At 41.7% G+C, this 13,351-nt stretch carries 9 protein-coding genes and 1 pseudogene; 1 reads left to right on the forward strand and 9 read right to left on the reverse strand.

Translation table 11 applies throughout. From position 1 onward, the window contains the following. Window positions 1–377, forward strand: a pseudogene (locus NFR46_RS03745) (IS30 family transposase); the annotation flags it as partial. Between the two features lie 115 nt (window positions 378–492). On the opposite strand, the gene ffh reads toward NFR46_RS03745, so the two are convergent. The 9 genes from ffh to NFR46_RS03790 form a co-directional block, all read right to left on the reverse strand. Next, on the reverse strand, window positions 493–1,947 hold the full coding sequence (gene ffh, locus NFR46_RS03750) for a signal recognition particle protein (protein WP_251574842.1): 1,455 nt from the start codon (window positions 1,945–1,947) through the stop codon (window positions 493–495). Window positions 1,948–1,950: 3 nt separating this feature from the next. Further along, window positions 1,951–2,292 (reverse strand): putative DNA-binding protein, encoded by a 342-nt coding sequence (locus NFR46_RS03755; protein ID WP_251574843.1) that lies wholly within the window; start codon window positions 2,290–2,292, stop codon window positions 1,951–1,953. Between the two features lie 19 nt (window positions 2,293–2,311). Further along, the gene (gene ftsY / locus NFR46_RS03760) at window positions 2,312–3,799 is read right to left on the reverse strand and encodes a signal recognition particle-docking protein FtsY (protein ID WP_251574847.1); all 1,488 of its coding nucleotides are present in this window, start codon (window positions 3,797–3,799) and stop codon (window positions 2,312–2,314) included. A 16-nt stretch (window positions 3,800–3,815) separates the two neighbouring features. Then, window positions 3,816–7,379 (reverse strand): chromosome segregation protein SMC, encoded by a 3,564-nt coding sequence (gene smc, locus NFR46_RS03765; protein ID WP_251574852.1) that lies wholly within the window; start codon window positions 7,377–7,379, stop codon window positions 3,816–3,818. Window positions 7,380–7,384: 5 nt separating this feature from the next. Beyond that, window positions 7,385–8,083 (reverse strand): ribonuclease III, encoded by a 699-nt coding sequence (gene rnc, locus NFR46_RS03770; RefSeq protein ID WP_251575076.1) that lies wholly within the window; start codon window positions 8,081–8,083, stop codon window positions 7,385–7,387. An 84-nt stretch (window positions 8,084–8,167) separates the two neighbouring features. Further along, window positions 8,168–8,422, reverse strand: coding sequence for an acyl carrier protein (gene acpP, locus NFR46_RS03775; RefSeq protein ID WP_191684379.1), 255 nt, complete (start codon window positions 8,420–8,422; stop codon window positions 8,168–8,170). A gap of 58 nt (window positions 8,423–8,480) precedes the next feature. Further along, window positions 8,481–9,488, reverse strand: a complete 1,008-nt coding sequence (gene plsX, locus NFR46_RS03780) for a phosphate acyltransferase PlsX (RefSeq protein WP_191684378.1) — start codon at window positions 9,486–9,488, stop codon at window positions 8,481–8,483. A 13-nt stretch (window positions 9,489–9,501) separates the two neighbouring features. Further along, window positions 9,502–11,538 carry an ATP-dependent DNA helicase RecG gene (recG, locus tag NFR46_RS03785; protein ID WP_251574854.1) on the reverse strand — a complete coding sequence of 679 codons (2,037 nt, stop codon included), beginning with the start codon at window positions 11,536–11,538 and terminating at the stop codon, window positions 9,502–9,504. An 82-nt stretch (window positions 11,539–11,620) separates the two neighbouring features. Then, entirely contained in the window at window positions 11,621–13,327 is a 1,707-nt protein-coding gene (locus NFR46_RS03790) for a DAK2 domain-containing protein (protein WP_251574856.1), read from the reverse strand. Window positions 13,328–13,351: the final 24 nt, after the last annotated feature.

Raw genomic sequence — 13,351 nt, forward strand, 5'->3', positions numbered from 1 at the left:
TTATCAAAAAGGTTGCGCAAAAGGACTCGCAGGAGATAAATAAAGGCTTATTTGAACTATTAGGGGCCATTCCTAAATAATTTGGTCATTCTATTACACCAGATCATGGGACCGAATTTCTTCATCTTGATGAAATCAGCGAAAGATTAGGTGTTATTGTCTATTGGCCTGATCCATATTCGCCTGAGCAGCGTGGAACAAATGAGAATACAAATGGATTAATCCGGGAATATTTTCCCAAGCGAACAGATATTGATAATTATACAGAACTGGACGTTGAACAGTGCCAAAAGCAGTTAAATCAACGTCCGTGCAAAGTGTTAAACTATGAAACCCCATATGAAGTATTTTTTGACAAACCGTTGCACTTAGTTTGACAATTCGCCCCACTAAAAAAAGACTGGTTAGTAGTCTCCTTATCTAGTAATAATCTCATTTACAGAGAATTTACTAGCCCTACTAACCAGTCTTTATTACAATAATTACTATTTTTTAGCGACGCTTACGCAATTTCCGGAGTTTTTTAATCCGCTTTTGCTTATCTTTCTTCATCTTCCGGGCCATGTGACTCATTGCCATTTGACCCATCCGGCCACCAGGCATTCCTGGCATCTGACCACCAAACATATTTTGCATTCCGCTAAAGTTACCGTTCGTAACCTGCTTCATCATCTTCCGCATTTGGTTAAATTGCTTAATCATCCGGTTAACTTCAACAATTGGCCGACCAGCACCAGCAGCTAACCGACGACGACGACTTGGATTCATCAAATCTGGATTTTCCCGTTCCTCAGGAGTCATGGAGTAAATAATCGCCCGAATGTGATCCAGCTGCTTAGGATCAAGGTTCAAGTTCTTCAGGGCAGGATTATTGGCCATTCCCGGCATCATCTTAATAATGTTCTCCAACGGTCCCATCTTAGTCACTTGATCCATTTGGGATAAGAAGTCGTTGAAATCAAAGGTGTTTTCACGCATCTTATCCATCGTTGCTTGGGCTTGTTCCTCATCGAAATCCTTCTGCGCTTTTTCGATCAGGGTCATCATGTCCCCCATGCCGAGGATCCGGGAAGCCATTCGGTCTGGGTGGAAGACATCAAGGTCGGTCATCTTTTCACCTTCACCGACAAACTTAATTGGCTTACCGGTAACAGCACGAATTGACATGGCAGCACCACCACGGGTATCACCATCAAGCTTGGTCAATACAACCCCGGTAATATCAAGCTTGTCGTCAAATCCTTGGGCAGTATTAACGGCATTTTGACCCGTCATTGAGTCAATTACCAAGAGGATTTCATCAGGGTTAACGAGTTCCTTAATGTTTGCTAACTCGTCCATTAATTGCTCATCAATCTGGAGACGACCAGCAGTATCAATGATTACGTAATCATTATGGTTCTGCTTAGCTACTTCCATCCCCTCACGAACAATTTCAACCGGATCAACGTCAGTTCCCTTTTCAAAGACCGGAACATCAATCTGATCAGCAACTTGTTTTAACTGAGTAATGGCAGCTGGACGGTAAACATCGGCCGCAATAAAGAGTGGTCGTGCCTTATTTTCGTCCTTTAACCGAAGTGCTAATTTACCGGCTGTGGTAGTTTTACCAGCACCCTGAAGACCAACCATCATAATTACGGTTGGAATATGGGCTGCCTTATTCAGAGGGACTGCTTCTTCCCCCATTAATTGGGTTAATTCATCATTAACAATCTTAACAATTTGTTGGGCTGGGTTTAATCCCTTAAGAACTTCCGCACCTGCAGCCTTTTCCCGAACCTTCTTTACAAAATCCTTAACAACGGTGAAGTTAACATCGGCCTCAAGTAATGCTAGCCGAATTTCCCGCATTGTTTCACGAAGATCTGCTTCGGTAACCTTAGGCTTCCGCCGCAGCTTTTCCATCGCCTTTTGTAGACGATCAGTTAATCCTTCAAATGCCATCTTCTATTCTTCCTCCAAATTCTCCAAGTGACCCACAAGTTCATTCAACTGTCGATCCTTTGGATAATGTTGTTTAACGTATCGCTGGATTTCGTCAGCTTGTTTATTCCGCGCTTGAAATTCAGCATCTAAGTGTAGCTTGGCTTCGTAATCTTCCAAGATCTTTTCTGTTCGCTTGATATTATCATACACTGCTTGCCGACTTACTTGAAAGTTTTCAGCAATTTCACCAAGCGAGAAATCATCAGCGTAGTAAAGCTCAAGGTACTGGTTTTGTTTCTCCGTTAAGAGTGGTTGATAAAATTCAAACAGTGAATTAATTCGTTCATTCTTTTCAATTTCCATCAGTAAGCAGACCCCTTACCTAATTAACTTCAACCAAATCCTTGAATAAACCATAAACGAACTCACTAGCGTCAAACTTCTGCAGATCGTCAACTTTTTCACCTAATCCAACGTACTTAACTGGTAAGTGGAGCTCATTTCGAATTGCCAAGACAATCCCCCCACGCGCTGTTCCATCAAGCTTAGTGAGGACAATTCCCGTAACATCCGTACTTTCCTTAAATAACTTAGCCTGGTTAAGGGCATTTTGACCCGTAGTGGCGTCTAAGACAAGGAGAACTTCGTGTGGAGCATCGGGAATTTCACGCGTTAAGATTCGCTTCATCTTGGCCAATTCCTTCATCAAATTGACCTTATTTTGTAACCGGCCGGCGGTATCAACAAAGAGGATGTCATAATTTTCCTTCTTTGCTTTTTGAACAGCATCAAAAACAACAGCCGCAGGATCACCTTTTTCTGGACCAGTAACGATGTCAACACCATCACGCTTAGCCCAGACATCTAATTGTTCGGTTGCCCCAGCACGGAAAGTATCGGCAGCGGCTAACAAGACTTTCTTGCCTTGTCCCTTAAAGAGAGCTGCCATCTTCCCAATTGTAGTTGTTTTTCCTGCACCGTTAACACCAACAAACATGATTACGGTTGGTCCTTCTTGAGCAAAGTTTAAATTAGCGTTTTCATCTTTACCGGCTTCATTGTATAACTCTACCATCTTTTCGATGATAACATTAGAAACTTCCTGCTTACTCTTGGCATTTTGCAGTTTTACTTCTTCACGTAGCTCATCACTGAGTTTCATCGCCATATCGTAACCCACATCTGACTCAATTAACATATCTTCGAGGTCATCAAAGAAATCTTCATCGACATGCCGGAAATTAGCTAAGAAGCGGTTCAATCGGGCACCAAATCCAGTCCGTGACTTTTCGAGTCCGTGATCATACTTTTTGGCTGTGCTTTCTTCTTCCGGTTCAGCGGGTTCTTCTGATGTAGCCACTTCGGCTGGTTCACTATCGGCTTCACTTGCAGTTTCTGCAGACTCACTTTCGGCCTCACTTGTAACTTCAGAAGATTCAGTTGATTTAGTAATTGTTTCTGCGACTTCTTCAGTTTCAACTTGCTCTGAGTCGGGTATTGAGGAACTAATAGGCTCAGGAGTATCACTTTCAGTGGCCTCTTCAGCTACCGTTGTAGTATCTTCTGTGCTTTCACTTTCTTCTGCAATTTGTCCATTTGAATGTGGTGATGCAGCCAATTCAGAATCAGATTCAAAACTAGGCTCGGTACTTGGTTCAGCTGCGCTTTCTTCACTTGTCGAATTACTTTCAGCATCCTTGGTATCTTCATTTACAGCTGACTCACTAAGATCACTTTGCGAGGCTACGTCATCCTTATCGGTATCCTCTACATGCTCTTCAACTTGTTCTTCAGACTTTGGAGCTTGACTTTCCTCTTCTTGATTATCCTCATGTTTCTTATGACGACGAAAAATATCAAATAGTCCCATAATCTACGCCTTCTTTCTAATCATTTGAACCATCTAATGTATCAATAACATCAACTGAAACCATCCGGGAAACCCCTGACTCTTGCATCGTTACCCCATAGAGGACATCTGCATTCATCATTGTTCCCTTACGGTGAGTAATCACAATAAATTGTGGACCATCATTACCAAAGTGACTCAAGTAGTTAGCAAAACGCTGTACATTGACCTCATCTAAGGCTGCTTCAGGTTCATCCAAGATTGCGAATGGCACTGGACGAACTTTCAAAATGGCAAACAAAAGGGTAATTGCCGTTAATGCTTTCTCCCCACCGGAAAGGAGACTCATTCGCTGGTTCTTCTTTCCTGGTGGCTGAGCCATAATATCAATTCCCGTTGTCAACAGGTCATGAGGCTCAGTCAGAACTAGTCGAGCATGACCACCCGCAAAGATTTGTTGAAATGTTTGATCAAAGGCGGCAGAAACTTTTTTAAAGATTTCATTAAATCGCGCTTTAACCTGCTGATCCATTTCACTCATCGTTTCATTTAACTGATCACGCGAAGCTAATAAGTCGGCTTGCTGTGATGACAAGAAATCATATCGTTCCTTAACCCGTTTATATTCAGCAATTGCCCCGGTATTAACCTCACCAAGGTCATCCAGTCCCCGTTTTAGTAATTTCAACTTAATTTTTAGTTGATCATCTGGTAAATCACTAATATTTTCTCGGGCTTCACCAATTGTCATTGAGTATTGTGAACTCAAATGATTCAAATAATTATCCATTTGAGACTCCTGACGAACTCGCTGAGCATCCAGTTGGTTCCGTTCATTGGTTGCAGCTGCTAGCAATTCACGTAGCCGATCATGCTTAGTTTCAGCTGTTGTAACCTGTTCATCAAGCAACGCTAATTTTTCCTTTACTGTCGTCGATTGTTGCTTTGCGGATCCTAATTGTTGCTTAGCATCACGTAACGCCGATTCATCGGATTCATTATCTGCGTGATTACTATTAATCTGCAAATTGAGTTGTTGGATCTGATCGTTAAGGTGCTCAATATTAATTTGAAGCGTTTGTCTCTCTTGCTGCAAATCATGCCGGCGATTCTTAACCTGTTGCAACCGCTCCTTAGCAACAGCAATCCATTGTTCCATCTGGTGAAGCTGCTGACTCTGTACTGACTCATCGTTTTGTAATTGTTTAACCTGCTCTTGCAATTCGGTGATTTGCTGTTTATTAGTATCAAATTGCTGCTGGGCATCTGCTAACTTCTGGTCATTATTGGTCAGCTGTTGTTCATAATCACCGTGTTGATCATCTTGACGTCCTGATTGAAATTCAAGTGCCGAAACTTGTCGTTCAAGTACTTGACGCTGACTTTGTAACACCTGCTCTTGACCACTTGCCGAATGAAGTTGTTCAGTTGCGCGATGAAGTTTTGATTGCAGATCCTGTAATTGTTCACCAACCGTTTTTTGGTCTTCTTGCAATTGAGCAACCTGCTTTTCCAATTGGCTAGCAGTTGATTGTTCTTTAGCAAGGGCATCCTGAAGTTGGTTTGCTAATTGCTTTTGACTAAGGAGTCCAATCCGTTGGTGACGGTTGGCACCCCCAGTCATTGCCCCACTGGCATTAATCAGTTGGCCATCAAGTGTTACAATTCTGACGTAGTGGTGACCGTGACGAGAAATTACCGTTGCGTGATCAAGATTATCGACAACAACCGTATTACCCAAAAGATGTTGAGCAACAACTTCATACTTATCATTATACTTAATCAAATCAGTTGCCCGACCAATATAACCAGGCAATGATTCTAATTGACTAAAAATTGTTGAAGGTTGGCGATACTTTAACGTATCAAGAGGCAAGATTGTTACCCGTCCTGCCCTGCGGCGAACCAAATAATTAATGATTTGCTTAGCCGTCAATTGTTGATCAACTACCAGCTGTTGCAGCTGACTACCAAGAACCGTTTCAATTGCCGTTGTATATTTATCAGGGACATCAAGTAATTCGTTGACTGCCCCTTCAAGTCCGACAAATTGTTGTCGTTGCTTAAGAACATTCTGAACACCTTGATAGTACCCCGAATACTCTTCTTGCATTGATTGGTAGTTTTTAATCCGTGACTGGAGTGAATGGACATCTCCCAGGGAACGGTACCATGAACGCTGAGCTTCTTGGTACTTTTCTTGTAATTGACTTTGCTGACTCTGCTGAGCCTCCAAGCGTTTTTGTAAGATGGTAACTTGCTCTTGATGACTTCCAACCGTTTTTTGGGTAACTTTTTCTTGACTCTTGACGTCATTTAGACGTTCACGCGCTGACTGAAGTTCTGCATTACTTTGCTGTTGAGCATTCATTGTCTGCTCATGGTTACTCTTCAGAAAAGCTCGTTGATTTTGAAGGGTCGTAATTTGTTGCATTAAATCAACTTGTGTCCCCCGGAGTTTTTCCAACTGAGCATTAACATGTTGGATCCGTTGACTGCTGCTCATTTGTTTTGCGGCAGTTAATTCAGATTGGTGTGAGGAAATAGCCTCCTCTTGAGAACGAACCTGAGCATTGACCTGAGCTAAACTTTGACTAACTTCCGTTTGCTGATCCTGAAGTTTTTTAAGTTGTGCAGCTAACCGCTCACGTTCTTGAAGTTGTTGCTCACGCTTAATTGAAGAAACTGACTGCTGGTTTTGTAATTTCCCAATCATTTCAGTACTCGTCAAAATCTTTGCTTGGAGTTGATCTTTGCGTGATTGGAGGTTAGCTCGTTGCTCCTTTAGCTTATTCAAACTGGCTGTTGACTTTGTAAGTTGGGAACTGTAACCATCAACCATTCGTTGGTCATTTTCTAGTTTATCTTTTAAGCTCACAAGTGACTTATCTGTCCGGTCATAAAGGCGCACGGTTTGTGTCCTGTCCAATAGATCATACTGCCCCTTTTGCTCTAGATAATCCTCAGCAAGAGCACTCTCATCAGCCAATGGTTCTAATTGGCTTGTTAATTCAGCAATAATATCATTAACCCGGTTCAGGTTATCCATTGTCGAACTAAGCCGTTTTTCCGCGGTATCCTTATTCTTTTTGTACTTTGCAACCCCAGCAACTGTTTCAATAATTGAACGACGATCAGCCGGTTTGCCGTTAAAAATTGCTTCAATTTGACCCTGAGAAATTACAGAAAATGATTCTCGCCCTAATCCAGAATCAATGAAGAGATCGGTAATATCTTTCAAGCGGACTTCTTGACCATTAACGAGGTACTCACTATCCCCATTCCGATACAACTTTCGCGTAATGGTTAGTTCAGTAAAGTCACTTGCCAGGTAATGATCACTATTATCAAAAGTAATTGAAACAAGGGCACGGTTAAGTGGTTTCCGGTCAGTTGAGCCATTAAAAATAACGTCTGCCATCTTATCACCACGAAGCTGATGGGCAGATTGTTCACCCATTACCCAACGAATTGCCTCAATAATATTACTTTTCCCGCTACCATTAGGGCCAACGATTCCCGTCATTCCAGGTTTAAACTTAATTGTCGTCTTCTGAGCAAAGGACTTAAAACCATCCAATGTTAGAGATAATAATTGCATAATACCTACTTACCTTCTTGACGCAACTTATTAAGGGCTTGGCTAGCAGCTTGCATTTCAGCATGCTTCTTTGATGAACCGATTCCCTCACCAATAACTTTACCATCAGCTGATACGTTAACCTTAAATTTAGGATCATTCTCAGTCCCTGATTCTTCTAAAAGGTGGTATTCAATCTCAACATCACCATCACGTTGTAAGAATTCTTGGAGGCTGGTCTTGGCATCGACGGCATGATCAAACCACCCCATATCAAGTTTAGGGAAAATAACGCGCCGGACAAATTTTTCCACGGCAGGACGTCCCTGATCTAAGTAAAGAGCACCCACAAAGGATTCAAAAATATCACAAAGTAGTCCTGGACGTTGTCGCGCACCGGCCATTTCTTCACCATGACCAAGGCGGATGTATTGATCAAAGTGGCATTCCTTAGCAAACTTGGAAAAACTATCCTCACATACCATCGCTGCCCGCAGACGGGTTAGCTTTCCTTGGGGTAATTCTGGGAATCGTTTGTAAATATATTCAGAAACAACTAATTCCAACACGGCATCGCCAAGAAATTCAATCCGTTCATAGAATTTGAGTCCCTGATGAGGATGTTCATTAACGTATGAGGCCTGAGTAAATGCTTCCGCAAGTAAATCAGGATTGTCGAAGTGAATATCAAATTCCTTGGCCAAGTAGTCTTGTAAATCCTTAATAGTAAAAACTTCCTTTCTCTTAATTAAAGATGCGAAAAAAGCCGCGACAAAGTACAAGCCTTCATCACGGACCTCCAAGAGCTATTAATCAGCAGTATGTTCGGCAATGTAATTAACTACTTCACCAATTGTACTTAGCTTTTCAGCATCTTCATCATCAATCTCTTCACCGAACGTATCTTCCAATTCAAGAACAAATTCAACAAAGTCAATTGAATCAGCATCTAAATCTGTCTTCAAATTTAATTCATCGGTAATTTTTGCCCGATCAACATCAAAGTGATCAGCAACAATTTCTGAAACCTTATTAAAGATTTCTTGCTTTTTATCTTCAGCCATTGACTGTTACCTCTCTTTATTAGTTCGCTACTATTTTAGGCGTTTTTTGCCTTCTTGTCTACTCATTGTTTTGGTTGAAAAATTCAACCGTTTTATCTACGACCCCGGTTTTAATCATTGTACGGATTTGACTAATAGTATTCTTAACTGCAGTCGCGTCTGATGAACCATGAGTTTTTACCACAGGCGCCTTTAGTCCAAGAAGAACAGCCCCACCATATGTTGACGTATTCATCTTTTGACCAATCCGGTGGAAAACAGGCTTAAGCATTAAATAACCGAGCTTAGCACGAAGGCCACCATTTAAGATTCCATCCTTAATTAAGGTCAACATCATTTTAGCAGTTCCTTCAGTTGCCTTTAAAGCAGCATTAGCAGTCCAGCCATCACTAACAACCACATCTGCCTTACCAAAGAGAAGGTCGCCAGATTCAATATTTCCAATAAAATTGAGGCCCTCTTCAGCATTTAAGAGTTGCCAAACTGCTTTATGTAGCTTATCTCCCTTATCCTCTTCAGCACCATTGTTAAGAAGCGCAACTCGTGGATTAGCAACGCCAAGAACTTTTTCTGCATAAAACTTACCCAGGTAAGCAAATTGAACTAAATTTTTCTCCTTGCTTTCAGCGTTAGCACCACTATCAAGGTAAACAAAATTTTGTTGTTTAGCACCCGGCTTAGTAATTGGCAGGATACTTGTTAATCCGGGACGATCAATTCCTCGAATTCGACCAACAATAAAGATTCCGGCAGCAAGAACCGCCCCAGTATTACCAGCAGAGAAAAAGGCATCAGCATCCCCCTCCTTAACCGCATTAGCAGCACGAACAATTGATGAGTCCTTCTTCTTCCGGATGGCACGAACAGGTTCTTCACCCATTGCAATCTCTTCAGTTGTTTTTACAATATTCAAACGCTCATGATTCTTAATCATTGACGTAAACTTATCTGGATCACCATAAAGATCGAAGGTCAGATCAGGATACAGATCCCGCGCTTCTTCAACCCCTTCAATAATCGCTTGGGGAGCATTATCGCCACCCATTGCATCAACAGCAATTTTCATTAACATTAACCTCCTAGTCAAAGTGTGTTTCGAGTTGATTTCGTTTCAAATAAAGGACAAGTGGTAAATTATCGTCAACCTGATCCCAATGAGGGATTGCCAGCAGGTTAGTCGCATCCTCCTTAGCAATTTGTAAAATCTTCAAATCACTAATTGGATCACCAACCTTAAAATCAGGAACCCCTGACTGTTTTGCACCAAGAACGTCCCCTGCTCCACGAAGTTCAAGATCTCGTTGGGCCACTTTAAAGCCATCAGTCATGGCAACCATTGTTTTCATTCTTTCTGTTCCCTCATTTGTTTTGGGATCAGCAATTAACAAACAGTAACTTTGTCGTTCTCCTCGACCTACCCGACCTCGTAACTGGTGTAACTGGGCTAGGCCAAAACGGTCAGCATTATAAATTATCATTACCGTTGCATTTGGATTATCAACACCAACTTCTACAACCGTTGTCGAGACAAGAACTTGGATTTTACCATCCTGAAAATCCTTCATTACCTCATCCTTTTCATCCCCACTTAAGCGACCATGAAGAAGGCCAACCTTGTAGTCGGGATGGAAGTAAGCGGCTAACCGTTGGTAAAGATCAGTCGCATTTTGAACATCAAGTGCCTCAGATTCCTCAATCAGGGGACTAACAACGTATGCCTGTGCGCCACTTTCCAACTGTTCACGAAGGAATTTTAACGCATCATTACTTTGTTTATCCTTTAGCCACCGTGTTTCAATTGGCTTACGACCAGCAGGCAACTCATCAATTACCGAAACATCCATTTCACCATAGGACGTGATCGCTAAAGTCCGTGGTATTGGTGTTGCTGTCATCGCAAGGACATCTGGATGCTCTCCCTTTTCTCGTAATTGCTGACGCTGGTTAACCCCAAAACGGTGTTGTTCGTCTGTAATTACTAAACCGAGGTTAGCGTATTCTACGTCTTCTTGAATCAAAGCATGTGTTCCAATAATTAAGTTAATCTCACCTTTTTTGATCGCATTAACTAATTCACGATGTTGTTTAGCAGTTAATGAACCGGTAAGTAAGCCAACATGAACATGGGTACCAGCAAAAACCTTCGCTAGTTTTTCTGCATGTTGAGTTGCTAAGATTTCAGTAGGAGCCATTAGTGCAGCTTGGTACCCAGCCGTAATCGTGGCATAAATTGCAATCGCCGCAACAATCGTTTTTCCAGAACCAACATCTCCTTGGAGGAGGCGGTTCATTTGAATTGGCTGACGTAAATCACGACAAATCTCATTAACAACCTTCTTTTGAGCATTAGTTAGTTCAAACGGGAGCTGAGAAATAAACTCTTTTAGTTCATCGTTATGATATAGGATCCGCGTCCCATCCTCTTGCCGGTGCGCCCTTCTAATTGCTTGAAGTCGTAGCTGAAAGAGAAAGAACTCTTCGTAAGTCGCCGTACGTCTAGCCGCCTTAGCAAGAGCTTGATTTTCCGGAAAGTGAAGATCCTTAATCATTTCACGTCGATCCATCAACCGGTAACGTTGACGAAGCGTAGTCGGAAGTAAGGTCGGGATCACCCGCTGATAATCTTCGTATGCCTGACGAATCAATGATCGCAAAGTACTCTGCCGAAGATGTTTATTTACCGGATATACCGCTCCAAACTCATTCTCTGGTGTGCCCGTAGTAGTAACTAGCTTTGTCCCGGTTACTTGTTGACGAGTAGCATCCCATTTCCCCATTACGGTTACGGGGCGTTCCAATTCAACCTGCTTTTTCAAATATGGCTGGTTAAAAAAGGTTGCCATAATTACTTGTTGACCAACTTTTAACCGAAAGCTTAATCGGTTACGCCTGTATCCAAAACGACTAAATAATGGTTCAGAAACAATTTTTCCTTTAACAGTTACTTTTTGTTTATCCTTAACCGTACTCAAGTCATTTGGCGTAAAGTCGTCATACCTAGTTGGGTAGTACGTTAGCAAATCTTCAATCGTATCAATATTTAAAGTTGCTAGATCCGCAACCCGTTTGGGACCAACTCCCTTTAGTACTGAAACTGGGTCCTGAAGACTCTTCATCATCCTACCCTCCTACTTTAAAAAGAGCCGGATGGGCATCAGGTAACTGGTGTTCTACATCCAACTCCATAATTAATTTAAATTATTCAACGGAAATCAAGTATGGATATACTGGTTGGTCACCTTCATAAATTTCGGTTTCCAATTCATCATCCATTTCTTCAACAGCGGCTTTAATCTCTTCTGCTGTTTCCTTATCACCATCTTGTCCGTAAAGGATTGTTACAATTTCACTGTCTTCATCAAGCATTGCTTTAACCATCTTGATTGCAGCTTCTTTAAGGTCAGGATCAGTATCAACGATCTTACCATCAACAATTCCCATAAAGTCATCCTTCTTAATTGATTGACCATCAATTTCAGTATCACGGATAGCATTGGTTACTTCACCGCTCTTAACAGTGGAGAGGTTTGCTTCCATACGCTTTTGATTATCTTCTAGAGATGCTTCTGGGTTGTATTCAAGAAGAGCTGTCATTGCTTGAGGGATAGTCTTACTGTGGACAATCTCAGTTGGAATATCCGCAATTTCAGCAGCCTGTTCAGCGGCCATAAAGATATTACCATTATTAGGTAAAATGATTGCTTGCTTAGCCTCACTACTATTGATTGCATCCGCAATATCTTGGATACTTGGGTTCATCGTCTGTCCACCCTTAATAATGTGAGTAACCCCAAGACTCTTGAGTAACTTAGCAATTCCATCACCAGATGTTACTGCAACTACTGCGGTTTCAGGTTTGGGCTTAGCAGATTCGCGGGCCTTTTCAATTGGCGTTTCTGAACGTTCTGCTTCTTCTTCATCATGTTCCATGATTTCTTCTTGTTGCCAAACCATGTTATGAATTTCAATGGTTTGAAGATCACCAAATTGCTGACCCCAAGATAATACTTTACCAGGGTGTTCAGTGTGAACGTGAACTCGGACAACAGAATCATCATTCAAGACGAGTAAGCTATCACCCATTTTAGCAAGGTAGTTGTAGAAAGTATCGTAATCAAACTCTTGCTTAACTTGCTTACCCTTACCAAGACGAACAAGCATCTGGGTACAATAAGTATATTGAATATCTTCAGGATTTAACTTTCCTTGAACGCTTTGGTGGTCCATTGCCTTAACCATCTCATCGACTTCAGCGTTATCAGGCTTATAGCTGTCATCCTTATCAACTTTACCGCTTAATGCTTCATCAAAAGCCTGCAGAACACAGACAAGGCCTTGACCACCAGAATCAACAACGCCAACTTGCTTTAAAACAGGTAATAGTTCAGGAGTCTTCTTTAAAGCAACTGTTGATGATTCATAAATCGTATGCATAATTTCAACAACATCATCAGTTTCTTTAGCCTTTTCCAAACCAGCTTGAGCAGATTCACGAACAACTGTTAAGATCGTTCCTTCGGTTGGCTTCATTACGGCCTTGTATGCTACTTTGGCACCGTTAGCGTAGGCATCGGCAAAATCCTGAGCATTGAGAATATCTTTTCCTTCAGCTCCCTTAGCAAAGCCACGAAAAATTTGGGAAAGAATAACTCCAGAATTCCCCCGGGCACCCATTAATAAGCCTTTAGCTAATGCAGCAGCAAGGTCGCCAACTTTGGTACTATTTGCATTACGTTCATATTTGGCACCGCTTGCCATAGAAGACGTCATATTTGTTCCTGTATCCCCATCCGGAACCGGGAACACATTTAATGAATTGATAAATTCAGCATTCTTGCTCAGCTTACTAGCAGCAGCTTGAACCATCTTGCCAAATTTAAGATTCGTAATTTCAGTTACAGCCAATTATCTTTCCTCCTAGTAACGCAA

The sequence above is a fragment of the Limosilactobacillus agrestimuris genome, from assembly GCF_943193105.1.
Taxonomy (GTDB): domain Bacteria; phylum Bacillota; class Bacilli; order Lactobacillales; family Lactobacillaceae; genus Limosilactobacillus; species Limosilactobacillus agrestimuris.